Genomic DNA, 25,137 nt, shown 5'->3' on the forward strand with positions numbered 1-25,137 from the left:
CCGCTTTCGCTGAACACCGGGGACCACGTCTCCTGCGTCGGTCAGCCGTCGAAGACGTCGGTGGGGCTGCCGAAGATGCTGTCGGAGCTGTCCGGGGCGTCGGGGATCAGCCCGCCGCCGTCGGGCAGGTCGGGAGTGTCCGGGACGGCGTCGGGGCCGACCTCCTGCGAGGAGCCCGGGGAGGTCTCCGGTGCGGTCCCGGAGTCGGGCACGCCGGTCTCTTCGGGTGACGTGAGTCCGCTGTCGGGGCGGGCCGTCGAGGGCGGCGTCGTGACGGTGGCCGTGGGGCAGTCGGCGGGCCCGGCCTTCGGCGTGGCCGGGGGCGGCTCGGTCCGCATGTCGTCGGTGGCGCCGGGGGTGACGGTGACCGTCGGGGTCACACAGTCGGCCGGCGACTCCTCGGGGGAGGTGCGCCCGCCGGACGGGGTCGCGCTCTCGCCGGTGGGGGGCGTGCCGTCCTCGCCGGGCCAGTCGCTGGAGGCGCTGTCGTGCGGGTTGGGGACCGGGGTCACCGGCTTCGGCCGCGGCAGGGCGTGGTCGCGGTCGTGGCCGCGATGGCCGGTGGGCCGCTCGATCCAGGTGTTGTGGGTGATGTCGATGATCGTGATGTTGGTGATCACCTGGGTGGCCGGGGCCACCACGATCACCTGGTTCGGCCGGTACCCGGGCCAGGGCCGGCCGCTGACGGCCTGAGTGCCCTTCACTTCGGCGGGCGGGGCGAGCGGGTTGCCGCAGGCGCAGCGGACGCGGGGCACACCGCGGCTGTCGACGAGCACGGCGGTGCCCGCCTGCAGGACGGACTGGTGGTGGGTCCCCCGGCCGTCGCGGAAGCCGTGGTTGGTGACCCGGGTGTCGGCGCGCAGCACGACCGAGGTCAGGCCGCGCAGATAGCCGGGGATCGAGGTCTGGGGGATGCCCGCGGCCTGGGCGAAGACACGGCCCCTGGCCTGGTCGGAGGTGAGGTGGGCGATCTGCCGCGGGACATCACAGCTGCCGGTCCCGTGGGTGCCGGCGTAGAGGCCGGGCGTGCCGCCGGACAGGGACTGCGGTCCGGTTCGCCCGGAGCGCGCCGGCGAGGGCGTTCGGGTGACCGGGGACGGGGCGGCCGTCGAGGTCGCTGTCGAGTCCGTGAAGGGATCCGGTCCCTGCTCCGCCGCGGGCTGGAGGAAGACCTTCCCGCTCGGTTCCTTGTCCTTTTCGTCGTTGCCGCCGCAGCCGGCGACGACGAGGGCCGCCGAGAGTGCGCAGGCCGTGACGAGGGTTCCGGTAGGTGTCCGCACCACGCCCTCCCGCCTTCTTTTCTGGCAGTTCGTCACTATTGTCTGTTTCACTCGCTCGGGTTACGCAAGCCGAGAGGTGGTATACGCAGAGTCACCTGGGTCTGCGGCGGGACAATGGGGAGAAAGGAGCGCACGGGTCGTGGAGTGGTTCATCGCACCGGACTACTGGACGAGCCGGCTGGTCTTCCAGCGGGCCCTGGCCGGCGTGTATCTCGTCGCGTTCCTGACCGCGGCCCTGCAGTTCCGGGCGCTGATCGGTGAGCGAGGCATGCTGCCCGTGCCGCGCTTCGTCGAGCGGGTGCCCTTCAAGGCCGCGCCGAGCCTGTTCCAACTGCGCTATTCGGACCGTTTCTTCGCCGGCTGCGCCTGGTCGGGCTGCGCGGTGTCGGCGGCGCTGCTGGCCGGGCTGGACTCCGTCGTCCCCCTGTGGGGCGCCATGCTGCTGTGGCTGATCCCGTGGGTGCTGTACCTGTCGATCGTCAACGTCGGCCAGACCTGGTACTCGTTCGGCTGGGAGTCCCTGTTGCTGGAGGTCGGCTTCCTCGCCGTCTTCCTGGGCAACGACGAGGTCGCTCCGCCGATCGTGGTGCTGTTCCTGCTGCGGTGGATCCTCTTCCGCGTCGAGTTCGGCGCGGGCCTGATCAAGATGCGCGGCGACGCGTGCTGGCGGAAGCTGACCTGCCTGGAGTACCACCACGAGACCCAGCCGATGCCGGGCCCGCTGAGCTGGTTCTTCCACCATCTGCCCCGGCCCCTGCACCGCGTCGAGGTGGCCGCCAACCACATCACCCAACTCGTGGTCCCCGTCCTGCTCTTCACCCCGCAGCCGATCGCGACGGCCGCCGCCTCGCTGATGATCGTCACCCAGCTGTGGCTGGTTCTGTCGGGCAACTTCTCCTGGCTGAACTGGATCACCATCGTGCTGGCCCTGTCGGCGGTGCGGTTCCCGAGCGATCCGCCGGCCGTGCCCGACGCGCCGCTGTGGTACGAGGTCGTGGTACTGGCGGTCGCCGCGCTGCTCCTCTGTCTGAGCTACCACCCGGTCGCCAACATGATCTCCCGCCGCCAGGTCATGAACCGCTCCTTCGACCCGCTCCACCTGGTCAACACCTACGGCGCGTTCGGCAGCGTCAGCAGGATCCGCTACGAGGTGGTCATCGAGGGCACCGCCGACGACGTACCGCGCGCGGACTCGGACTGGCGGGAGTACGAGTTCAAGGGCAAGCCGGGTGATCCCCGGCACTGGCCGCGGCAGTTCGCGCCGTACCATCTGCGGCTGGACTGGCTGATGTGGTTCGCCGCGCTGTCGCCCGCGTACGCCGGATCGTGGTTCGGCGCACTGGTGGAGCGGCTGCTGGAGAACGACCGCGACACGCTGAAGCTGCTGCGCCGCTCACCGTTCCCGCCCGACGAGCCGCCCCGCTACATCCGCGCCCGGCTCTTCCTCTACCGCTACACGACCTGGCGCGAGCTGCGCGAGACAGGCGCGTGCTGGGAACGGACCTATGTGCGGGAGTATCTGCCGCCCACGCGGTTGGCGGGCGTGACTCAGAGGCTGTAGACGCGGGTGGCGGGGCGACTCAGAGGCTGTAGACGCGGGTCGCGGTGGTTTCGAAGATCCGCGTACGATCGGCCGGGCCGGTCAGCTCCTCCGCCGTGGCGAGCACCTGCCCGTACGACGCCGCCAGCGTGCACACCGGCCAGTCGGAGCCGAACATCAGCCGGTCCGGGCCGAAGGCGTCCAGCACCACGTCGGCGTACGGGCGCAGGTCGTCGACCCCCCAGGAGGCGAGGTCGGCTTCGGTGACCATGCCGGAGAGTTTGCAGACGGTGTTGGAGAGGGCGGCCAGGGAGCGGACGGCGGTTTCCCAGGGTTCGAGGGCGCCGGAGGCGATGGGTGGTTTGCCCAGGTGGTCCAGGACGAAGGTGAGGCCGGGGTGGTCCGCGGCGGCCTTGACGCACGCCGGCAGCTGGTGCGGCAGCACGACCAGGTCGTAGACCAGCCCCGCCTCTGCCACGGCGGCCAGTCCGCCCCGTACGTCCGCACGCAGCAGCCACTCCGGATCGGGCTCGCCCTGGACCTGGTGCCGGATGCCCTTCAGGTACGGCCCACCGGGCAGCTCCCGCAGCCGGGCCAGCTCCTCGGCGACGTCCGGACGGGTGAGGTCGGTCCAGCCGACGACGGCCGCGATCAGCTCCTGCTCGGCGGCGAGGGCGAGGAACTCCGGGGTCTCCTCGGCGGCGGTGATCGTCTGGACGAGGACCGTACGGTCGACTCCGGCCGCACGGGCCTCGGGGGCGAGGTCGGCGACGGTGAAGTTCCTTCTCAGCGGATGGAGTTCGGGACCGGTGATCCAGTCCTGGTCCCGGACGGAGAGGTCCCAGACATGATGATGGGCATCGATGACCGTCACGGCAGCTCCCATACGACGGGCAGGCCGGCGTCCGCGCCCTCGCCGGAGTAGTCGTGCACCACGTCGAGCAGCTCGGCCATACGAGCCTGCCAGGCCACGTTGGCCGGGAGTTTCTCCAGCTCGGCGAGGAGGCGGCCGTAGTCCTCGCACTCCAGGACGTGGAAAAGGTCGGTCCCGCTGCGCCAGATCGTCCAGGCGGAGGCACCGGCGGCCCGGATGGCGTCGGTGAGTTCCCTCGGGACCTCGCGGTGGGCGGCCTCGTACTCGGCGACGCGGTCCGCGCGGACCTTGGTGTGCAGGGCGACTCTCATCACGGCTCCTCGGCGGGCACGGGGGCGTCGGGCGGCAGGAGGCCGGTGTCGCGCAGCTCCTGCCAGAGGGCGGCGGGCACGGGCGCCGCGAACTGGTGGGCACAGTCGACTACTTCGTGTGCCGAGCGGGCGCCGACGAGGACGCTCGCGACCGCGGGGTGGGCTGCGCAGAAGGCCAGGGCGGCGGCGCGCAGCGTGGTGCCGTGGCGGTCGGCGACCGACTTCAGGCGCAGGGCGCGGTGCAGCAACTCGGGTGTGGCGGTGGCGTAGTTGTAGGTGGCGCCCGGTTTCGGGTTCGCCAGCAGGCCGGAGTTGAAGGCGCCGCCGATCACGACCGAGGTGCCGCGTGCCTGGGCGGCGGGCAGCAGTTCGGTGAGGGCCCGCTGGTCGAGCAGCGTGTAGCGGCCGGCGCACAGCACCACGTCGACGTCGGTGTCCTGGACGAAGCGGGTGAGCATCTCCGCCTGGTTCATGCCGGCGCCGATCGCGCCGACGACGCCCTCGGAGCGGAGTTTCTCCAGCGCCGGGTAGCCCTCGCGGAAGGCCCACTCGGCGTGGTCGTCGGGGTCGTGGAGGTAGACGACGTCGACGCGGTCGAGGCCGAGCCGTTCCAGGCTGGCCTCCAGGGTGCGGCGTACGCCGTCCTCGCTGAAGTCCCAGACGCGGCGGTGGGTGGCGGGCACGGCGAAGCCGTTCGCGAGGTCGTCGCCGCCCTCGTCCGAGGGCTCCAGGCGGCGGCCCACCTTCGTCGAGACGGCGTACCGGTCGCGGGGGCGTTCGCGCAGGGCCGCGCCCAGGCGGCGTTCGGACAGGCCTAGGCCGTAGTGCGGGGCGGTGTCGAAGTAGCGGATGCCGCGCTGCCAGGCGGCGGCCACCGCCTCGTACGCCTGCTCCTCGCCGACCTCGGTGTAGAGGTTGCCGATGCCGGCGGCGCCGAAGGCCAGCTCGCTGACCTCGACGCCGCTGCCGCCGAGCCGCTTCACCGGCCCACCGGCCGCAGCCGCAGGCCCTGCATGCCGCCGTCGACGGCGAGGGCGGTGCCGGTGGTGGCGCCGGAGAGTGGGCTCGCCAGGTAGGCGATGGCGCCCGCGACCTCGGCGGCCGAGACGAGGCGGCCGGTGGGCTGGCGGGCCTCCAGGGCGGCGCGTTCGGCGGCCGGTTCGTCGGCGGCGTCGAGCAGGCGGCCGACCCAGGGGGTGTCGGCGGTGCCGGGGTTGACGCAGTTGACGCGGATGCCCTCGCGGACGTGGTCGGCGGCCATGGCGAGGGTGAGCGAGTACACGGCGCCCTTGGTCGCGCTGTACAGGGCCCGCTGCGGAAGTCCGGCCGTGGCCGCGATGGAGCAGGTGTTCACGATCGCCGCGTGTGACGACTCGCGCAGGTGCGGCAGGGCCGCCCGGGCGACCCGCACCATGCCGACGACGTTGACGTCCATGACCCGGTGCCACTCGGCGTCGTCGTTGTCCTCGACGGTGCCCTGGGCGCCGATGCCGGCGTTGTTGACCACTACGTCCAGTCCGCCGAGCCCGGCCACGGCGGCGGCCACGGCCTCGCGTACGGAGGCGTCGTCGCTGACGTCGGCGCGGAAGGCGAGCAGCGGCTTCTCGACGGACGACGGGTCCAGGTCCAGGACGGCGACCTGGGCACCGCGCGCGGCGAGGAGTTCGGCGGTGGCCCGGCCGATGCCGGAGGCGCCTCCCGTCACCAGCGCCCTGAGACCCTCGAAGTCGCTCATGCCGCGTGCTCCTTCCGCTGATCGAGATCGGCGGCCCAGAAGGCGCCGTCCGGGAACGTGTACCGCGCGATCGACTCGGGCCGCATGGCGGCCGAGAAGCCCGGCGCGGTGGGTGCCGTGTAGTGACCTTCCCTGATCACCACCGGGTTCAGGAAGTGGTCGTGCAGATGGTCGACGTACTCGATGACCCGGTCCTCGGTGGTGCCGGTGACCGCCACGTAGTCGTACATGGACAGGTGCTGGACGAGTTCGCACAGCCCGACGCCGCCCGCGTGCGGGCACACCGGCACGCCGAACTTGGCGGCGAGCAGCAGGATGGCCAGGTTCTCGTTGACGCCGCCGACGCGGGCCGCGTCGATCTGGACGACGTCCAGGGCGCCGGCCTGGAGCAGCTGCTTGAAGACGACCCTGTTCTGGACGTGTTCGCCGGTGGCCACCTTCACCGGGGCGACGGCCCTGCGGACGGCCGCGTGGCCGAGGACGTCGTCGGGGCTGGTGGGCTCCTCGATCCAGTACGGGTCGAACTCGGCGAGGGCCTTGGTCCAGCGGATCGCCTCGTCGACGTCCCAGCGCTGGTTGGCGTCGATCGCCACGCGGATGTCCGGCCCGACCACCGAGCGGGCGACGCGGCAGCGCCGTACGTCGTCCTCCAGGTCGGCGCCGACCTTCAGCTTGATCTGCCGGAAGCCGTCGGCGACGGCCTCGGCGGCGAGGCGGGTGAGCTTGTCGTCGTCGTAGCCGAGCCAGCCCGCGGAGGTGGTGTAGGCGGGGTAGCCGCGCTCCAGGAGCCGGGCGGTGCGCTCCCCCGTCCCCTCACGGCCGCGGCGCAGGATGGTCAGCGCCTCCTCGGGCGTGAGCGCGTCGGTGAGGTAGCGGAAGTCGATCTGACGCACGATCCACTCCGGGTCGGCGTCGGCGAGCAGGCGCCACAGCGGCTTGGCGGCGCGCTTGGCGGCCAGGTCCCACACGGCGTTCATGACCGCGCCGATCGCCATGTGCATCACGCCCTTCTCGGGGCCGAGCCAGCGCAGCTGGCTGTCGCCGATCAGGTCGCGGTTCAGGGTTCCCGGGTCGGCGCACAGCTCCTCGACGGACCGGCCGACGACATGCCCGCGCAGTGCCTCGATCGCGGCGACCTGGACCTCGTTGCCCCGCCCGATGGTGAAGGTGAACCCGTGCCCCTCCGGCCCGTCGGCCGCGTCGGTACGCAGCACGACGTAGGCGGCCGAGTAGTCCGGGTCCGGGTTCATCGCGTCGGAGCCGTCGAGCTCGCGCGAGGTGGGGAAGCGGATGTCGTAGGTGTCGACCGCCGTGATGCGGGCGGGGGTGCCGGGGGTCGGGGACACAGAGGGCCTTTCGGTCGGTGACGTCGATGGTGGGGAGGGCGCGCGTCAGTCCTGGGCCCGGCCCGTCGTCACGCGGGCGATCATGAGGGCGACCAGGATGATCCCGCCGTAGATGGCCTGGATCCAGAACGACGGCACCTGGGCGAGGGTGAGCAGGTTCTGCACGACGCCGAGGAGGAGTACGCCGGTCAGGGCGCCGAACATGGTGCCCTTTCCGCCGTCCAGGCTGATGCCGCCGATCACCGCGGCCGCGAACACGGTGAAGATCATGTTGTTGCCCTGGTTGGCGCTGATCGCGCCGACATAGCCGGTCTGGATGATCCCGCCGACGGCCGCGAGGGTGCCCGCGACGACGAACACGCCGAGCATCACCCGCTCGACCCGGATGCCGGCCGCGCGGGCGGCGTCCGGGTTGCCGCCGATGGCGTACAGGGCGCGTCCGATGCGGTGGTACTTGAGCACGAACCCGGCGATCGCGAAGGCCGCCGCCGCGAGCCACACCGACATCGGGACGGTGAGGAAGGTGGTGGTGGCGAGGGAGTAGAAGCTGTCGGGCATCCCGAACAGCGTCTTGCCCTTCGTCGCGCCGACCAGCAGTCCGCGCAGGACGATCAGCATCGCGAGCGTCACGATGAACGCGTTGAGCTTGAACTTCACGACCAGGATGCCGTTGAAGGCACCGACGGCGGCCCCGACCACGAGGATCGCCAACAGGGCGAGGGCGGCGGGCAGTTCGGTGCCCCAGCCGGACTGGGCGGCGGGCAGCACGAGGAGCGCTCCCACGGCGGGCGCGATGCCGACGACCGATTCGAGGGACAGGTCGAACTTGCCGGTGATCAGGACGAGCGACTCGGCCAGCACGACCATCGCCAGGGCGGCGGAGGCGCCGAGGATGGAGATCAGGTTGCGCTCGGTGAGGAACGAGTCGTTGACCACGGCGCCGAGCACCAGCAGGAGCAACAGGGCGGGGACCAGGGCCAGTTCACGGGCGCGGCGGAGCAGGACCGTCCTGGCGGCACGGGCGTCCGGCACCTTCACGGGCAGGGCCGGTGGGGCCTTGGTGTCAGCCATGGTTGTCCACTCCTTCGATGGAGGCGATCAGCTCGTGGTCGCGCCAGCCCGCCGGGTGCTCGGCGACGACACGGCCGTGGAAGAGGACGAGGACGCGGTCGCAGCGGCGCAGGTCGTCGAGTTCGTCGGAGACGACGAGTACGGCGATGCCGTCCTCGCGGGCGCTGTCGACGCGGGCGAGCAGGGACTCCTTGGACTTCACGTCGACGCCGGCGGTCGGGTTGATCAGCACGAGCAGGCGGGGGTCGGAGGCGAGGGCGCGGGCCATGACGACCTTCTGCGCGTTGCCGCCGGACAGGTCGGAGACGGGCTGGTCGGGGCCCTCGGTGTGGATGTCGAGGCGTTCGATGAGGGCGGTGGCGACGTCACGCTTGCGTTCGGTGCCGACGAAGCCGAAGCGGCCGAGCCGGTCCAGGACGCTCATGGTGGCGTTGTCGCCGATGGTCATGCCGGCGACGAGGCCCTGGTCGTGCCGGTCCCGGGGCACGCAGGCGACGCCCGCTTCGAGGGCCGCCCGCACATCGCCGAACGGGAGCCGCGCACCGTCCAGTCGAGCGGTCCCGCTCGTCGGGGTGTGCAGCCCCGCGAGGGACTCGGCGAGCTGCACCTTGCCGCTGCCGCTGATCCCGGCGAGCCCGACGACCTCGCCGCGGCGGACGGTGAGGTCGACGTTCTCGTACGCCGGTGAGGTCAGCCCGCGCGCTTCGAGGAGGACGGGGGCGTCATGGTCGACGTCCCCGGGGTCCACCGCCTGTTCGGCGATGACCTCGATGGACTCCCCGGCCATGGCCTCCACCAGGGCGCGGCGCGGAAGTTCGGCGACCGGGGCGGTGGTGATCCAGCGGGCGTCACGCAGGACCGTGACGGTCTGGCAGACCTCGTACACCTCCTGGAGGTGGTGCGAGATGAACAGGAAGGTCACGCCGGAAGCCTGCAGCGCCCGCATCCGGGTGAACAGCCGCTCGATCTCGCGCTTGTCCAGCTGGGCGGTGGGCTCGTCGAGGATGATGAAGCGGGCGCCGAAGCTGAGCGCCCGGGCGATCTCCACCATTTGGCGGTCCTCGACCTTGAGGTCGGCGGTGCGGGCCTCGGGGTCGACGTGCACGTCCCAGGTGGCGAGGAGGTCGGCGGCCCGCGACCGCAGCCTGCGCCAGCTGATGAACCCGCGGTTGAGCGGCTGCCGGTTGATGAACAGGTTCTCGGCGACCGTCAGCTCCGGGACCACCGTGGGCTTCTGGTAGACGCAGGCCACCTTGCGGCGCCAGGCGTCACGGTCGGCGAGCGGGGGCGCGGGCTCGCCGTCGAAGCGGACCTCGCCCTGGTCGGCGGCCTGGAGTCCGGTGAGGATGGTCACCAGGGTCGACTTGCCGGCGCCGTTGCGGCCGACGAGGGCGTGGGACTCGCCGGGCAGGACGGTGAGCCGGCCGTCGGCGAGGGCGGTGGTGGGGCCGTAGCGCTTGACGATGCCCCGCGCATCGACGAGTGGCGTCGTCATTTGACCGTGTTGCCCCAGAGCTTGGGGTCGTCGACGTTGTCCTTGGTGACCAGCGGGGCGGGCAGCTGGTCCTCCAGGATGCCGCTGGGCAGCTTGACGATGGTGGAGTCGTGGTCGGTGGGGCCGGGCTTGAAGGTCTTCCCCTCCATCGCGGCCTTGATGTAGTACATGCCGTACTTGGCGTACAGGTCGGCGGGCTGGGAGACGGTCGCGTCGATCTCGCCCTTGCGGATGGCGTCGTACTCCTGCGGGATGCCGTCGTTGGAGACGATCGTGATGTGCCCTGGCTGCCCGGCCTTCTTCAGCATGCCCTTCGACTTCAGGGTCTGGAGGGTCGGCGCGAGGTAGACGCCGCCCGCCTGCAGGTAGATGCCCTTGATGTCGGGGTTGGCGTTGAGGAGGGTGTCCAGTTTGGAGGCCGCGGTGTCGGACTCCCACTTGGCAGGTATCTCCAGGACCTTCAGCTTGGGGAAGTTCTTCTTCACGCAGGCACGGAACGCCTCGGAGCGGTCGCGGCCGTTGACGGAGGCGAGGTCGCCCATGATCTGCACGACCTTGCCGGAGGGGATCTGCTCGCCCAGGTACTGGCAGGCCTTCTCGCCGTAGGCCACGTTGTTGGCGCGCACCACCATGGCGACCTTGCCCTTGTCCGGGGCCACGTCGACCGCGACCACCGGCACACCCTTGCGCTCGGCCTGGTCCAGGCCGGCCTCGATGGCGGCGCTGTCCAGGGGGGCCACGACGAGGCCCTTCACGCCCTGGTTGAGCTGGTTGTTGATGTCGGTGATCTGCTGCGAGGGGTCGCTGTTGGAGTTGACCGTCTTGAGCGTGTCGACGCCTTCGGACTCGGCCATCTTCGGCACGTAGTCGTTGTACGACTGCCAGAACGGCGAGGTCAGCAGGGGCAGGATCACCCCGACTTTCCCGCTGCCGCCACCGCCTTCGGCACTGGTGGCGCCGGTGTCCTTGGTGCTGCCGCACGCGGCGAGCACGAGCGAGGCGCCGACGGCCAGGGCCATCGCGCCGACGTTCCGTGACCTGTTCTGCTTCCGCGCTGTTCTGCCGGGCATCTGGCGGCTCCTCGTTGAGCGTGTTCGAGCAGATGCCCGCATATTTATCAGACCACTTCCGTGGAACAACACCCTCCAGCGGCAGGTTTTCCCGCATCGCGACTGTATTGGTCGGACCACCTCGCTGGTTAGACTGCGCCGCACCGGTGACAGGAGGAATGGCGTGAACGTGGACGAGACAGCCCCGCAGAAGGGCACCGTGACGCAGCGCGCCATCGAGCGGATCAAGGCGATGATCGCCGAGGGGCGGCTGGAGCCGGGGCAGCGGCTGCCGACCGAGCGCGATCTGGCGGCCCAGCTCGGCATCTCCCGCAGCTCGATGCGCGAGGCGATCCGGGCGCTGACGGTGCTGGGGGTGCTGGAGGCCCGGCACGGTTCGGGCATCTACGTCACACAGCTGGAGGCCGGCGATCTGCTGGAGACGTTCGGCGTGGTCGCCGACCTCTCCCGGGGCCCGCGACTGGTGGAGCTGCTGGAGGTGCGGCGCATCCTGGAGTCGACGGCGACGGCCATGGCGGCGGCGCGCATCACACCGGACCAGCTGGCGGAGGTCGAGAAGCACCTGACGGCGATGAACGCCACGGACGACCCCGAGGAGATCCTCGCCCACGACCTGGCCTTCCACCGCGAGATCGTGGCCGCCGCCGGCAACGAGACCATGGCGGCGATCCTGGAGGGCCTGTCCTCCCGCACGTTCCGCGCGCGCGTCTGGCGCGGCTACCAGGAGGAGGGCGCCTTCACCCGCACCCGCCGCGAACACGCCGCGATCCACCGCGCCCTGGTCGCCCGCGATCCGGAGGCGGCCCGGGCCGCGGCGGCCGCGCATGTGGGCGAGGTGGAGGAGTGGCTGCGGACCCAGCTCGGCGGCTGACCCGCGCCTTTGGCGTCGGAGGGGGCCGGTCCCCTCTCCTCCCGTACGAGGGGAACGGCCCCGCCCGACGCGCAGGGGTCCTACGGCTTCACGTCGAAGCCGTGACGCCGGCCGAGCCGGTCCAGGGACGCCTGGCCGGGGATGCCGTTGGCGTCCGCGCCGGAGAAGCCGCACCGGTGCTGCCAGGCGGCGTACGCCTTGACGGTCGCCCCACCGAAGTGGCCGTCCACGTACTTCGCTTCGAGCAGGCCCTCCGCGACGAGCGCCTTCTCCACGGTCTTCACTCCCGCGTACGACACCGGCGTGCCCGGCTTGGCCGGGTCGTGCAGGGCCGCGGCGACCACCTTCGACAGATCGACCACCGGACGTGCGGGGCCGGGACCGGTGCCGCCCGAGCCGCCGCCGGGCCGCGGAGCTCCGTCCTGCACCCACGCGTACAGGTGCTTTCCGGGGCATGCGGTGGCGAAGCCGTCCTTGTGCCCCTTGATCTCATTTCCGGCCCCGTGGCGGCGCAGCAGCTCGATGCCGTCGCGGATCGCGCCCAGCATCGCGTCCGTGGGCTTGGTGAGCCCCTCCGAGCCGACCAGCCCGACGATCGCGTAGTGGGCGCGGTTGAGGTCCTGGTTGCCGTTGGCCCCGGTGCGCTTGCGCAGGCCGCGCCCCTCCAGGAGATGACCGTGCGGGCAGGCGCCGTAGTTGTAGGCGATGTCCGAGTAGTTCTCCTTCGGATTGGCCAGATGGGCTGCGCGGATCGACTTCCACCTGGCGATGCAGAGGTCGTGGTCGTCGAGGAGTTTCGTGCTGACGGGCGCGCCTTCGTAGTGGACCTTCACACCCTTGGCCGAGGTCTGGGCCGGTGCGGCGGATGCGGGCCAGCCGAGCTGGGCCCGTGTGACGAGCTTCATGAGTGCCTCCAGGGCGCCGAAGTTCCGGACATCACGGATGTCACACCAACTGCCCTGAGTGTGACGTCAGTTGGCGCCCTGTATCACGACGGCACGCCGTCGTTCGGTTTCACTGCGCCCGGACCCGGCGCAGCCGCAGCGTCACCAGCTCGAAGGGCCGCAGGCGCAGCGCGACGCGCCGGCCGTCGTACGGCGGCGTCTCGGGCAGCGGGCGCTCCAGCAGGTCCGTCGCCGTCACGTCCGCGAACTCGAAGTCTGCCGTCAGGGTGGCCCGTACCCGGCCGCCGTGGGCCTCGTGCAGGCGCACCACCACGTCTCCGCTGCCGTCGTCGGCCAGCTTGAGGGCCGTCACGACCACCGCGTCCCGGTCGACGGCGACCAGGGGAGCGACCTCGGCGACGCCGCCGGTCACCCGCCGGGCGGGCAGGTTGACGCGCCAGCCCTCGCGCACCGCGTCACCGATGTCCGCGCCCGGCACCAGGGCGTGCCGGAAACGGTGGACGCCCTGGTCGGTCTCGGGGTCGGGAAAGCGCGGGGCGCGCAGCAGGGACACCCGGACCGTGGTGGTCGTGCCGCGGTCGCCGTCGGTGCGGACCGTGCGGGTCACGTCATGGCCGTACGTCGAGTCGTTGACGACGGCGACACCCCAGCCGGGCTCCTCCACATGCACGAAACGGTGGTTGCAGGCCTCGAACTTGGCCGCCTCCCAGCTGGTGTTGGTGTGGGTGGGGCGGTGGAAGTGCCCGAACTGGGTCTCCGACGCGTACCGTTCGGCGTGCACGTCGAGCGGGAAGGCCAGCTTCAGGAACTTCTCCCTCTCGTGCCAGTCGACCTCCGTGTCGATCAGCAGCCGCCGCTCCCCCGGTGCGAGCGACAGCCGCTGGGTGACGCGCGAGGCGCCGAAGGACCGGACGATCCGCACCGACGCCCCGTCGTCGGCGGGCGCGATCTCGTCCGCCTCGGTCAGGTCGGTGACCGTGTGACGGTAGAACTCGTCGACGTCCCAGGCATCCCACATGTTCGGGAAGTCGGGGTGGAGCTGGAGGAGGTTCGCGGCCCGGCCCGGGGCGATCGTCTCGCGGTCGGCCCCGATGTCGTACGCGGACACGACCAGGCCCTGCGGGTCGATCTCGATGCGCAGCAGGCCGTTGTCGAGGACGAAGCCGCCGCCCGGGCGCGCCGTGAGAGCGGTGCGGCCCTCGCTCACCCGGGGGCGCGCACCGCCCGCCGGTACGCCCTCGCGGCTGTGCGGGGCGGCGTTGAAGACGAGCTCGGTCTCTCCCTCGCCCGCCAGGGCGCGCTGGGCCGACTCGATGATCGCGGTCAGCTCACCCGCGAGACGCTCGTACGTCGCGCGTGCCTCACGGTGCACCCACGCGATGGACGAGCCGGGCAGGATGTCGTGGAACTGATGCAGCAGCACCGTCTTCCAGATGCGGTCCAGCTCCTCGTACGGGTAGGGGAATCCGGTGCGTACGGCGGCCGTCGCGGCCCACAGTTCGGCCTCCCTCAGGAGGTGTTCGCTGCGGCGGTTGCCCTGTTTGGTCCTGGCCTGGCTGGTGAGTGTGGCGCGGTGCAGTTCGAGGTAGAGCTCGCCGACCCAGACGGGCGGGTCGGGGTGTTCGGCCTCGGCCTTCCGGAAGAAGGCCTCCGGCGTCTCCCACACGACGGTCGCCGAGCCCTCCAGGTCCCGCAGCCGCGCCGCCTTCGCGACCATCTCGCGGGTCGTGCCGCCGCCTCCGTCGCCCCAGCCGGTGGGCGCGAGGGAGTGCCGGGCCACTCCCTTGTCCTTGAAGTTGCGGGCCGCGTGGGCGATCTCGCTGCCCTTCATCGAGCAGTTGTAGGTGTCGACGGGCGGGAAGTGGGTGAAGATCCGGGTGCCGTCGATGCCCTCCCACCAGAAGGTGTGGTGCGGGAACTTGTTCGTCCGGGACCAGGAGATCTTCTGGGTCAGCAGCCACTTGGAGCCCGCCGCCCTGATGATCTGGGGCAGTCCGGCGGCGAAGCCGAAGGTGTCGGGCAGCCATGCCTCGTCGTTCTCGATGCCGAACTCGTCGAGGAAGAACCGCTTGCCGTGCACGAACTGCCGGGCCATCGCCTCCGAGCCCGGCATGTTGGTGTCCGACTCCACCCACATCCCGCCGGCCGGCACGAACCGCCCCTCCGCCACCGCCTTCTTCACCCGCGCCCACACCTCGGGCCGGTGCTCCTTCACCCAAGCCCACTGCTGGGCCTGCGACATGGCGAAGACGAAGTCGGGCTCGTCCTCGATGAGCGCGGTCATGTTGGCGGTCGTACGGGCCACCTTGCGCACGGTCTCGCGCAGCGGCCACAGCCACGCCGAGTCGATGTGCGCGTGCCCGACGGCGCTGATGCGGTGGGCGGACGGCACGGCGGGGGCGGCGAGCACGTCGGTGAGCCGTGAGCGGGCGCGGCTCGCCGTGCCGTTGACGTCCTGCAGGTCGATCGCGTCGAGCGCCTTGTCCACCGCTCGCAGAATCTCCCAGCGCCGCGCCGACTCCACCGGCAGCTCGGCCATCAGCTCGCCGAGCACCTCCAGGTCGATGACCAGCTGCCAGACGTTCTCGTCGAAGACGGCGAGGTCCATGCGGGTGAGCGTGTACTGCGGCTCGCTGCCGGCGGTCTCCTTGTCGCCGAGCTGCGTGGGCAGGAAGGGGTGGTAGTCGAGGATGACGGGGTTGGAGGCGGCCTCGATGTGCAGCCGCACCCGCTCGCCGCCCTCGACGGGCGCGCCGATACGCACCCACTGGTTGCGCGGGTTGAGGCCTTTCACGGGGGTGCCGTCGGGCCGGTGGACCAGGCCCTCGCACTGGAAGCCGGGCATGTTCTCGTCGAACCCCAGGTCGAGGAGGGCCTCGACGGTCCGGCCGGCCCACGCCTCGGGCACGGTCCCGGTGACCCGGAACCAGCTGGTGCCCCAAGGGGCACCCCAGCGTGCGCCCACCTGGATCGGCTCGGGCTCGGCGGCGAGTCCCTCGGCGACGGGCACCGGCTCGCCGGGCGCATGCCACACCGCCACCTCCAGCGGCACTGACTCCGGGTACACGGCGGGGCGGACGCGTTCGTCGAGGACGCGCTTGAGACGGGCTTCGACCAGGCTGCGGTCGTCATGCATGCGGGGTGCTCCGTGGGTCGTCCGAGGGAGAGTGATGGTGGTGAGCGGTGGTGGTGAGCGGTGTGCTGAGTGGTCGTGTGGGGCGGGTGGTCACCAGCGGTGGGTGACGGTCGCGGGGGCCGATGTGGTGTAGAGCTCCCCTACGGCGCGCAGTTCGAACCGTGCCGCGCGCTCGCCCTGTTCGGGCTCCTGGCCGGCGACGAAGTAGGCCCGTTGGCAGGTGCCGCCGAGGAAGCGGCGGGTGCCGTCGGGCAGGAGGCGGTGCAGGGTGTAGTGGCGAACGTCGCCGGGGGCCGGGTTCCAGGCGAAGCGCAGGTCGCCTCCGGAGGCGGCCGTGACGCGCAGCCCTGACGGGGCGGCCGGGGTCCGGGACGCGGTGCGGACGGCGAGGCCGCCGAGGCGCCAGCGCACGGGACCGCCGTCGGGCGGCGCGGTGAGCCGGACGCCGATCGCGTGCACGGTGCCGGTCAGGCCTGTGAGCCGTACGGTCGAGGTCTGCCAGCTGTTGACCGAGTTCACAGGCAGATACGTGTACGGCGGTGTCGCACCCGGCCCTCTCGGTTCAGCCGTGGCCACCGCCAGCTCGGCGTTCACACGGCCGGCGTCGGTCCGGCAGGTCAGCTCGACAACCGTGTCAACACCCACCGGCAGCCGTGTCGCATACACATCCACGATCACCGGCTCGTCCAGTTCACCCTCGACGAGGACACTGCTCCCGCCACGCCAGGCGTCCGCGAAGTCGAAGTTCACACAGGGGCGCTGCCCGTCGGTGTGCACGGCCCAGCGCCGCGACGGCAGCCGGTCCTGCAGACCCAGATGGTTCCACGGTGCGTCCGACGTCACCTCCCCGTCCTCGTACCACCGCAGCCCGTGCCCGGTGTTGAACACGCTCGCGAACGGCACCGACGTGACCGTCGACCGGTCGGCGACCGACACGGCCGGCGCCCGCCAGCCGTCGGTGCCGTCCGGCCGCGACGGATCCAGTGACCGCCCGGTCCAGAACCGGTCGTCGGCGGCATGGAAGTCCTCCGGGGCCCGCTCGTCCGCGGGCAGGTGATTGCGGGTCCACTCGGGCCGGTAGAAGCCGACCGACACGACGTGCGGCCGGTCGCGCGGCACGATCGCGTCCCAGTTCACGGCGGAGTTCCAACCGTTCGCCTCGACGTCGACGCCCGCCCACAGCGCGTATCGGCTGCGGCCTAGCTGCTCGGCCCGCTGCCCGGACGCGGACAGGCTGCCCGCCGTCCACCGGAAGTCGACGAACATGTCGTCGGCGGCCTGGAAGAACGCCTCGTTCTGGGCGTTGAGCGCCCCCTGCCAGCTCACGGTTCCCTGCACGGTCATCGAGTCGTACCAGGTCACCCGTTGCCCCCTGCCCCGGGCGAGCGCCCTGAGCTCCCGCATGAAGCCCAGCATGTCCGCGCCCAGCGAGGCGTCCCCGCCACCGGTCTCGGCGTTGACGAACCACCCGTCGAAGCCGTATGCCTCCGCCACCGCGACCAGCCGCGCGGCGAGCGGGTGACGCCCGTGCGCGTCCTTCTGCACCAGGTCACGCGTCCACCGCAGCTGCCCGCCGTAGGCGACGGGCGGCAGGAAGATGTTGCCGAGGACCGGCACACCGTGCCGGTGGGCGGCGTCCACGACGGGCGCGTTCGGCGCGAGGATCAGCCCCTCCCCCGACGAGCCGCCCCAGAACACCAGCTCGTCGATGTACGCCCAGTGGGTGAGGGCGTAGTAGTCGGCGGTGGCCGAGCCCTGGGAGGGGTTGCCGGACGTGGGCCCGAAGGACACCAGGGACTGGACCCGGGCCTGATGTGTGCGAGCGGTCGTGTTGGCCGGAGTCGGGGTGAAGCGCGGTGCCAGCGGTACGGTCGCCGCGTTGAAGGCGAGGTCCGGGTCGTCGGCCGGACGCCAGGACTTCAGGCTGCGCCAGGTGACGCCGGTGTCCGGGGTGCCGGAGGGCAGGGAGTCCGGATACCAGTAGGCGGCGTACGGCTGGAGGGTGGCGGTCTCGGGCTTCGGTGCGGCCGCCGCGGGCAGCGAGGGCGACAGGGCGGCCGCGGCGCCGGCGAGCAGGACCGTGCGTCTGGTGGGGTTCACGAGCGGGTGCCTCCTGGGTGTCCTGGTGGGGCGGGGAGTACCTGATCGGGAGTGACGACCTCGGTGATGCCCCGCGCGGCCAGGTGTCCCTGGTCGTCCGTCCGGGTGTCGAGGACGGTGGTGGGGCGGGCGCCGTCGGCGGTGAGCCGGAAGTAGGCGTCGAAGACGGGGCCGCCCGGGGCGCAGGCCGAGCGCATGGCCGGGTCGGCGGGGACGACCAGCGCAGTGGTCCGGGTCGCGGGCTTGTACGCGTGCCGTTCCCGTGCCGCCCGCGCCAGCACACCGGCCGTGTCCTTGGGCCTGCGGTCGTTGGTCAGCAGGCCCAGGCCGTACTCGAGTCCGGGGAAGTCGGCCAGCGCACGGGACACGTCGTGCGAGCACCACCAGGTGATGCCCCACAGGCCGGGGCAGTCCACAGCGTTCGCGACGGTCGCCTCGGTGAAGGCGGCGGCATGCTCGGGCGGGATGAGCGGTGCGGGCGCGCCGACCTCCTGGAGCCAGACGGGCCGGTGCGGGTCGTCGGCCCAGGCCTTGCTCAGTTCGACGAGATACGCGGCGTGGTGCTCGGCCGGGACGGAAGTACGGCCGTGGCGCTGGGCGGTGCCGTTGAAGACCCAGGAGTGCACGGCCGTGACGGCGCCGTGCCGGGCGGCCTGGGCCGGGGTGAACGGCTGGTCGTCCTGGTACCAGGTGGCGTCGTACTCGGCGTGCAGGTGCAGCCTGCCGGGGGCGCCCTCCTCGCAGGCGGCCAGCATGCGCGCCAGCCAGCGGTCGATCTCGTCCTCGGTCGCCCGGTCGGGGTCGGGATGCGGGCCGGCCGAGAACTGGTTGACCTCGTTGCCGAGTGTCATGCCGAGGAAGCCCGGGCGGTCGGCGAGCGCGGCGGCGAGGGTGCGCAGGTAGGCGGCCTGGCCGTCGAGCACGTCCGGGTCGGTGAAGAGGTTGCGCCGGTGCCAGGTCCGCGTCCAGGCCGGGAGGAAGTCGAAGCTGCTCAGGTGGCCCTGCAGGCCGTCCACGTTGACGTCGAGGCCGCGTTCGGCGGCGGCGTCGACGAGCTGTACCAGCTGCTCGACGGCGCGATGGCGGATCAGGGTGCGGTTCGGCTGGAAGTACGGCCACAGCGCGAAGACCCGGATGTGGTCCAGGCCCAGCGCCGCGATGGAGTCGAGGTCGGCGCGTACGGAGTCGAGGTCGAAGTCGAGCCAGTGGTGGAACCACCCTTCGCTCGGGGTGTAGTTGACGCCGAAGCGCACGGCAGCAGGCATGCGTGTCCTTGTGAGGGGGGTACGGGAGGTCAGGGAGGTCAGCCCTTGACGGCGCCCTCGCCCACGCCGCGGAAGAAGTACCGCTGGAGACAGGCGAAGAGGGCGATCAGCGGCGCCACGGCGATGATCGTGCCCGCGGCGACGAGGCGTTCGTCGCCCGCGAAGGTGCCGTGCAGATAGTTGAGGCCGATGGTCAGCGTGAACCTGGAGGGGTCGCTCAGCACGATGAGGGGCCACAGGAAGTCGTCCCAGGCGCCCATGAAGGCGAAGATCGCGACGACGGCGATCGTTCCCTTCACGGACGGCAGGGCGATGCGCAGGAACCGCTGCCAGACGTTGGCGCCGTCGACGTAGGCCGCCTCCTCGATCTCGTACGGCAGGTTGAGGAAGGCGTTGCGCATCAGCAGCACGTTCAGGGCGCTGATGCAGCCCGGCAGGACGACACCGACGAGGGTGTTGTTGAGGCCGAGCTCCCGCATGGTCGTGAACTGGGCGATGATGATGCCCTCCACCGGCACGAGCATCGCGAGGATGAAGACGAGGGTGGCCACGCGTCGGCCCCGGTAGCGCAGCCGGGCGAGGGCGTAGCCGGCGAGTGCCGAGCCGACGCAGTTGGTGACGACGTTGGCGGTGGCGACCTTCAGCGAGTTGAGGGCGTAGTCCCAGACGGGGATGGTGTCGGCGACCCGCTCGTAGTTGTGCAGGGTGGGGTCGCCGGGCAGGAACTTCGGCGGGGAGCTGAAGATGTCCTCGGTGGGGCCCTTGAGCGAGGTCGACAGCTGCCAGAGGAACGGGCCGACGGTGAGGGCGAGTACGGCGAGCAGCAGCAGGTAGCGCAGGACGAGCTCCCACACTCGTATGCGGCGGCCGTGCTCGTCGGTGACGCGGGGGGCACGGGCGAGGGCCGGCGGCCTCGCAGCGGCGGGCCGTACCTTCTCCAGCGCGCTCATGACTCGTCCCTCCGGTCGGCGCGCAGCACGAGCAGCATCAGGGCGACGGTGACGACGAAGACGACGACCGAGATGGCCGAGGCATAGCCGACGCGGCCGGTCAGGCCGGTGCCGGTGCGCTGGACGAGCATGACGAGGGTGGTGTCCTCGCCCGCCGGTCCGCCGCTCGGGCCGGCCATCAGGTACACCTCGGAGAAGACCTTGAAGGCGGCGACCGAGGAGAGCGCTCCGACCAGGACCATGGTGGAACGCACGGCGGGCACGGTGACCGTGAGGAAGCGGCGGACCGCGCCGGCTCCGTCCACGGCCGCCGCCTCGTGCAGTTCGCGGGGGACGTTGGCGAGCGCGGCCAGATAAATGATCATGTAGTAGCCGAGCCCCTTCCAGACCATGACGGTCATCGCGCTCAGCAGGAGCAGCCACTGGTCGCTGAGAAAGCCGACCCGGCCGACCCCGACCGTCTCCAGCAGGGAGTTCACCAGGCCGCGTTCGTCGAGCAGCCACACCCAGATCAGCCCGACCACGACGATCGAGGCGACGACCGGGGTGTAGAAGGCGGACCGGAAGAAGGTGATGCCGGGGATGTTCTTCTGCACGAGCAGCGCGAGCAGCAGGGGCAGTACGACGAGGGCGGGGACGACTCCGACGACGTACAGCGTGCTGTTGCGCAGGCCGATCCAGAACATCTCGTCGTTCAGCAGCTCGCGGAAGTTAGCGAGGCCGACGAACCGCCCCGGGACCAGGGTGCGCCGGTCCGTGAAAGCGTTGACCAGGGTGGAGACGAACGGGTAGAGGATGAAGGCGCCGGTGATCAGCAGCCCCGGCGCGGCGAACAGCCACGGGCTGACGGGCAGTTGGCGCCGCACCCGGGAGACGGTCGACATGGCCATCGCGCGCTACCCCTGCTGCTGAAGCAGCGTGTTGCAGGCCTTGACAGCGTTGTCGAGGGCTTCCTCGGGGCTCTCCTTGCCCTGCAACGCCTTCGCGACCTCGTTGCGCAGCGCGGTCTTCATCTGCTCGCTGAACAGCACCGGCGTGTAATTGACGGCGTTCTTCAGCGACTTGGCGGCGGCGACGCGCACCCGCGTCTCGTCCGTCCCGTCCTGCTTGGTGAAGTACGGGTCGTCGAGGGAACCGGCGGTGCTCGGGAAGATGGCCACCTTCTTCGCGAACGACATCTGGTGCTCGGCGTCGGTGACGTAGTGGGCGAAGGCGACCGCGGCGGGCGTGCGCTTGGTCTGCGCGTTCACCATCACCCCCATCACATACATGTTGACGTGCCCGGTGCTGGTGATCTGGTCGGTGATGCCGATGTTCTTGTAGAGGTTCGGCGCCTGCTTCTTGAAGTTGCCGAGGTCCAGGGCGCTGCCGGGGTTCATGGCGACGGCCCCGGTGAGGAACTTCTTGCCGGACGACTCGGGGGTGGCGGTCAGCGCCTGCGGGTCGAGCGCCCTGGCGTCGTACAGCTCCTTGTACCTGGTGAGGAGTTCGACTCCCTTGGCGTCGTTGAAGGAGAAGGCGGTGCCTTCCTTGTTCATGAGCTGGACGCCGTAGCGGCCGAAGTCCTCGATGGTGGGCACGTTGGCGAGCGTGGCGACCTTTCCGTCGGTCTTCTTCGCCATCTGCAGGGCCGCGGCGAAGACCTCGTCGTACGTCTTCGGGGGCCGGTCGGGGTCGAGTCCGGCCTCCTCGAAGAGGGACTTGTTGTAGAAGAGCGGGCCGGTGTTGAGGTACCAGGGGAAGGCGTACGTCCCCTTCATGCCCGGTATCCGATGGCTGGCCCAGGCTCCTTTCAGATACTCCTTCTCGTACCGCCCGGCCGCCTTGTCGAGGTCGAGCGCGAGGCCGGCCTTGGCCAGCGGGGCCACCAGGTCCGGTGAGACGTTGACGACGTCGGGCAGGGTGCCGCCCGCCGCATCCGCGCTGATCTTGTCGGCGTAGCCCTCGGCGGGCTGGTCGATCCACTTCACCCGGGTGCCGGGGTACTTCTTCTCGAAGTCGGCGATCAGGCCCTCGAAGTAGTCCTTGAAGTTGGCGCGCAGGTTCCAGGTCTGGAAGGTGATGTCGCCCTCGATCTTGCCGGAGGCGTCGGCCGTGCCGCCGTCGCCGCCCGACGAGCCGCAGGCGCTGAGCGGCAGGACGACACAGACGGCGAATGCGGCAGCGAGGGCTCTACGGGAAATGGGCACAGTGAACCGGCCTCCTTTGCGGGCGAGTTGGCCAATGAGGCAGACCCTGCACGCCGCTCCACGGGCCCGTCAATGGCTCTCACGGAGCTAATTTCATTAGTGACTAATACGCATTAGGGCAACTGAGCTGAACCGCATTAGTGCATACTGCTCCGGGAATGCGTCGCCGGAATGGGGGAATGGCCATGTCGGGCAAGCGGTCACCGGCCCGTCGGCCGACGATGAAGGACATAGCGCGGCACGCCGGGGTCTCCCAGAGCGCGGTCTCCTTCGCCCTGAACGGCCGGCCCGGGGTGTCGGAGGAGACCCGTGACCGGGTGCGGCGGGTCGCCGAGGAACTGGGGTGGCGGCCCAGCACGGCGGCACGCGCACTGTCCGGGGAGGGCGCGGCGACGGTCGGCTTCGTGCTGGCGCGTCCGGCCGACACACTCGGAGTGGACTCCTTCTTCCTGCAACTCGTCTCGGGCATCCAGGAGGTGCTGGCGGAGCGTCATCTCGGCCTGCTGTTCCAGGTGGTCGAGGACATCGGCGACGAGTGCGCGGTGTACCGGCGCTGGTGGGCCGAGCACCGCGTGGACGGCGTCCTTGTGGTCGACCCGCGCACCGACGATCCCCGCCCCGACCTGCTCGACGAACTCGGTCTGCCCGCCGTGGTGATCGGCGGCGCGCCCGACGAACGCCACCCCGGCCTCTCGACCGTCTGGGCCGACGACGCGGGCGCGATGGCGTCGGTCGTGGACGGCCTGTACGCCCTCGGCCACCGGCGGATCGTGCACATCGCCGGGCTGCCGGGGCTCGCCCACACCGAACGCCGAGTCCGCACACTGCGCGCCGAGGCCGGGCGGCGCGGTCTGTCCGAGGTGGAGTCGGTCAGCACCGACTACTCCGACGCCGAGGGCGCGGCTGTCACCTGCCGGGTGCTGAAGAGGCCCGCTCCCCCGACGGCCCTGATCTACGACAACGACGTGATGGCCGTCGCCGGGGCCGCCACCGCCGCCGAACTGGGCTTCTCGGTACCGGCGGACGTCTCGGTGGTGTCCTGGGAGGACTCGGCGCTGTGCCGCATGGTCAAGCCCTGGCTGTCCGCGCTGTCCCGGGACAGCGTGGCGTTCGGACGCACGGCGGCCCGTGAACTGACGGCTCTCCTCGACGGAGGCTCGGCACGGGCGGTGCGGGTGCCGGTGCCGCGGTTGGTCGAGCGGGGCAGTACGGGGGTGGCCCGGGACGCGTGACGGCCTCGCGCCCTCTCCATCGGGACGCCCGCATCGCGTCACCACCCCCGGGCGGGCAGCACGGCGCCGCCGTCATCCGGCAGACAGCATCGCGGCCAGGGCGTTCGGCACGGCGGTGAACAGGTCGTCGTAGGAGCCCTGAATCTCGCCCATGCGCCCTGTCCAGCCCGCGCCGCCCGCCTCGGTCATCCGATGGGGACCGCCTGCGACCGGTACAGGCGGAACTCCGCGAGCCGCGCCGCGGCGCGCGAACCGGTCACCCGTACCCGCCACCGCCGGGCCCGCACCGGCGCCGCCAGCAACAGGATCCGGCTCGCGCCGATCGTCCCGGCCCGGGTCACCTCCGTCCAGGCACCCTCGCGGTGCGCCTCGACGACGAAGCTCTCCACCTGCTGCCCGTACCCGATGTCCTCCGCCAGCCGGATCCGGTCCACCTCCCGCTCCCTGCCCAGGTCGACGGTGACACGGCCCGGCGAGACGGTGGTCCGGGCGCCGCGCGCCAGGTCCTCCGGGAGTTCCCGGTCCACGCGTTCGCGGAACTCCCGCAACCGCGCCACGTCGGCGGCGGGCAGCAGGCCGTGCGTGTCCGGCGGGATGTTGAGCAGGAGCACCGAGTTGCGGCCCACCGACCGGAAGTAGATGTCCCTCAACTGGTCGACGCTCTTCGGGTGTTGGTCGGCGTGGTAGAACCAGCCGTCCCGGATGGACACGTCGCACTCGGCCGGCCACCACTGGAGGTGGTCGGCCACGGGCCGGGCCTTCACGAGGGCGTCCCTGCTGCCCATGTCCGGGGCGTCGTAGGACAGCGCGTAGTCCGTCCGGCCGTAGTCCTTCTCCCGCACCGGCACGACGCTCCACTCGTCCTCCCGGGCCAGCCCGCCCTCGTCGCCGACCCAGCGCACGTCGGGGCCGGACACGGCGATCACGGCACCGGGCGCGAGCGAGCGGACGAGGGTGTACCAGCTGTCCCAGTCGTACTTCTCCACCTTGTCCGGCGGGATGCGCCCCTGCGCGCCGTCGAACCACACCTCGTCGACCGGGCCGTACTCGGTGAGGACCTCGTAGAGCTGGTTGAGCATGTGGGCGCCGTAGTCGGTGGCCGGGAGGGTGTACGACCGTGCCGGCGTGCGGTCGTCCCCTTCGACCGGGGCGGGGATCGTGCGGTCGGCGCGGGCGCTGCCGTTGGCGTACACGCCGTGGAGGTACTGGTTCTCGTCGGCGGGCGAGATGTAGACGCCGACCTTGATGCCGTGCCGCCTCATGGAGTCGGCGAAGGAACGCAGGACATCGCCCCGGCCTTCGCGCCAACTGCTCGACGCCACCGAGTGGTTGGTGTAGCGGGACGGGTAGAGCACGAAGCCGTCGTGGTGCTTGACGGTGAGGATGGCGAGCCGGAAGCCGCCGTCGCGCAGGGCTCGGGCCCACTGGTCGGTGTCGAGGCCGACCGGCTGGAACACGTCCGGGTCCTCGTCGCCGGTGCCCCATTCCAGGCCGGTGAAGGTGTTCACGCCGAAGTGCAGGAAGGCGGTGCGTTCCAGGCGCTGCCAGGCGATCTGCCGTGCGGTGGGCCGGACTTGGGAGGCCTTGCGGACCAGGTCGGCCTCGGTGTCGTCGGGGCTGACGGGGATGCGGTAACGGGGGTCTTCCGTGGCGGCGGGTGCCCGGTGTGCCGCCAGGGCGGGTCCGGTGGCGCCGGTCGCGGCGAGGACGGCGGCTGTGGCGATGAAGACACGTCGGGAAACGGCCATGGGACGGCTCCTCGGGTCG

At 71.2% G+C, this 25,137-nt stretch carries 20 protein-coding genes; 3 read left to right on the forward strand and 17 right to left on the reverse strand.

The annotated features are described in order from the left end of the window. Positions 1–41: 41 nt before the first annotated feature. Complete coding sequence (locus AQI70_RS10240; RefSeq protein WP_341845948.1) at positions 42–1,283, reverse strand: DUF6777 domain-containing protein; 1,242 nt, start codon at positions 1,281–1,283, stop codon at positions 42–44. Between the two features lie 136 nt (positions 1,284–1,419). Between AQI70_RS10240 and AQI70_RS10245 the strand changes: the two genes are divergently transcribed. Further along, a complete protein-coding gene (locus AQI70_RS10245) occupies positions 1,420–2,841 on the forward strand; it encodes a lipase maturation factor family protein (protein WP_062146760.1) in 1,422 nt (473 codons plus the stop codon). A 19-nt stretch (positions 2,842–2,860) separates the two neighbouring features. Here the strand turns inward: AQI70_RS10245 and AQI70_RS10250 are convergent, their stop codons facing one another. The 8 genes from AQI70_RS10250 to AQI70_RS10285 are packed head-to-tail and all read right to left on the reverse strand — an operon-like array spanning position 2,861 to position 10,722. After that, the gene (locus tag AQI70_RS10250; RefSeq protein ID WP_062146762.1) at positions 2,861–3,706 is read right to left on the reverse strand and encodes an amidohydrolase family protein; all 846 of its coding nucleotides are present in this window, start codon (positions 3,704–3,706) and stop codon (positions 2,861–2,863) included. Continuing rightward, complete coding sequence (locus AQI70_RS10255) at positions 3,691–4,005, reverse strand: L-rhamnose mutarotase (RefSeq protein ID WP_062146764.1); 315 nt, start codon at positions 4,003–4,005, stop codon at positions 3,691–3,693. Before AQI70_RS10255 ends, AQI70_RS10250 begins: the two co-directional genes overlap by 16 nt. Continuing rightward, positions 4,005–4,988, reverse strand: coding sequence for an aldo/keto reductase (locus AQI70_RS10260; protein WP_062146766.1), 984 nt, complete (start codon positions 4,986–4,988; stop codon positions 4,005–4,007). The genes AQI70_RS10255 and AQI70_RS10260 overlap by 1 nt, the downstream gene beginning before the upstream one ends. Continuing rightward, positions 4,985–5,740 (reverse strand): SDR family NAD(P)-dependent oxidoreductase, encoded by a 756-nt coding sequence (locus tag AQI70_RS10265; RefSeq protein WP_062146768.1) that lies wholly within the window; start codon positions 5,738–5,740, stop codon positions 4,985–4,987. Before AQI70_RS10265 ends, AQI70_RS10260 begins: the two co-directional genes overlap by 4 nt. Further along, positions 5,737–7,086 carry an L-fuconate dehydratase gene (locus tag AQI70_RS10270; RefSeq protein WP_062146770.1) on the reverse strand — a complete coding sequence of 450 codons (1,350 nt, stop codon included), beginning with the start codon at positions 7,084–7,086 and terminating at the stop codon, positions 5,737–5,739. Before AQI70_RS10270 ends, AQI70_RS10265 begins: the two co-directional genes overlap by 4 nt. Positions 7,087–7,131: 45 nt before the next feature. Then, positions 7,132–8,157 carry an ABC transporter permease gene (locus tag AQI70_RS10275; RefSeq protein WP_062146772.1) on the reverse strand — a complete coding sequence of 342 codons (1,026 nt, stop codon included), beginning with the start codon at positions 8,155–8,157 and terminating at the stop codon, positions 7,132–7,134. Further along, the gene (locus AQI70_RS10280; RefSeq protein WP_062146774.1) at positions 8,150–9,652 is read right to left on the reverse strand and encodes a sugar ABC transporter ATP-binding protein; all 1,503 of its coding nucleotides are present in this window, start codon (positions 9,650–9,652) and stop codon (positions 8,150–8,152) included. Before AQI70_RS10280 ends, AQI70_RS10275 begins: the two co-directional genes overlap by 8 nt. Further along, the gene (locus AQI70_RS10285; RefSeq protein WP_062146776.1) at positions 9,649–10,722 is read right to left on the reverse strand and encodes a sugar ABC transporter substrate-binding protein; all 1,074 of its coding nucleotides are present in this window, start codon (positions 10,720–10,722) and stop codon (positions 9,649–9,651) included. Before AQI70_RS10285 ends, AQI70_RS10280 begins: the two co-directional genes overlap by 4 nt. A gap of 169 nt (positions 10,723–10,891) precedes the next feature. On the opposite strand from AQI70_RS10285, the gene AQI70_RS10290 reads away from it, so the two are divergent. After that, positions 10,892–11,593: a FadR/GntR family transcriptional regulator gene (locus tag AQI70_RS10290; protein ID WP_062148232.1), complete on the forward strand. Its 702-nt coding sequence runs from the start codon at positions 10,892–10,894 to the stop codon at positions 11,591–11,593. 80 nt (positions 11,594–11,673) lie between these two features. Here AQI70_RS10290 and AQI70_RS10295 read toward each other — a convergent pair whose 3' ends face one another. The 7 genes from AQI70_RS10295 to AQI70_RS10325 all read right to left on the reverse strand — a co-directional run bounded on the left by AQI70_RS10295 (position 11,674) and on the right by AQI70_RS10325 (position 22,138). Continuing rightward, a complete protein-coding gene (locus AQI70_RS10295; protein WP_062146778.1) occupies positions 11,674–12,498 on the reverse strand; it encodes an N-acetylmuramoyl-L-alanine amidase in 825 nt (274 codons plus the stop codon). A 109-nt stretch (positions 12,499–12,607) separates the two neighbouring features. Further along, positions 12,608–15,634, reverse strand: coding sequence for an alpha-mannosidase (locus tag AQI70_RS10300; protein ID WP_062146779.1), 3,027 nt, complete (start codon positions 15,632–15,634; stop codon positions 12,608–12,610). A gap of 90 nt (positions 15,635–15,724) precedes the next feature. Continuing rightward, positions 15,725–17,734: an endo-beta-N-acetylglucosaminidase gene (locus tag AQI70_RS10305; protein ID WP_062146781.1), complete on the reverse strand. Its 2,010-nt coding sequence runs from the start codon at positions 17,732–17,734 to the stop codon at positions 15,725–15,727. Then, entirely contained in the window at positions 17,731–18,999 is a 1,269-nt protein-coding gene (locus tag AQI70_RS10310; protein ID WP_107116954.1) for a glycoside hydrolase 5 family protein, read from the reverse strand. Before AQI70_RS10310 ends, AQI70_RS10305 begins: the two co-directional genes overlap by 4 nt. 38 nt (positions 19,000–19,037) lie before the next feature. Beyond that, positions 19,038–19,949, reverse strand: coding sequence for a carbohydrate ABC transporter permease (locus AQI70_RS10315; RefSeq protein ID WP_062146785.1), 912 nt, complete (start codon positions 19,947–19,949; stop codon positions 19,038–19,040). Continuing rightward, positions 19,946–20,839, reverse strand: coding sequence for a carbohydrate ABC transporter permease (locus tag AQI70_RS10320; RefSeq protein ID WP_062146787.1), 894 nt, complete (start codon positions 20,837–20,839; stop codon positions 19,946–19,948). The genes AQI70_RS10315 and AQI70_RS10320 overlap by 4 nt, the downstream gene beginning before the upstream one ends. A 6-nt stretch (positions 20,840–20,845) precedes the next feature. Continuing rightward, the gene (locus AQI70_RS10325) at positions 20,846–22,138 is read right to left on the reverse strand and encodes an ABC transporter substrate-binding protein (RefSeq protein WP_062146789.1); all 1,293 of its coding nucleotides are present in this window, start codon (positions 22,136–22,138) and stop codon (positions 20,846–20,848) included. 185 nt (positions 22,139–22,323) lie between these two features. Between AQI70_RS10325 and AQI70_RS10330 the strand changes: the two genes are divergently transcribed. Next, positions 22,324–23,370 (forward strand): LacI family DNA-binding transcriptional regulator, encoded by a 1,047-nt coding sequence (locus AQI70_RS10330; RefSeq protein ID WP_062148235.1) that lies wholly within the window; start codon positions 22,324–22,326, stop codon positions 23,368–23,370. Between the two features lie 185 nt (positions 23,371–23,555). On the opposite strand, the gene AQI70_RS10335 is transcribed toward AQI70_RS10330, so the two are convergent. Then, the gene (locus AQI70_RS10335; RefSeq protein WP_062146790.1) at positions 23,556–25,118 is read right to left on the reverse strand and encodes an alpha-L-fucosidase; all 1,563 of its coding nucleotides are present in this window, start codon (positions 25,116–25,118) and stop codon (positions 23,556–23,558) included. Positions 25,119–25,137: the final 19 nt, after the last annotated feature.

The sequence above is a fragment of the Streptomyces curacoi genome (genome assembly GCF_001513975.1).
GTDB classification, from domain to species: Bacteria; Actinomycetota; Actinomycetes; order Streptomycetales; family Streptomycetaceae; genus Streptomyces; species Streptomyces curacoi.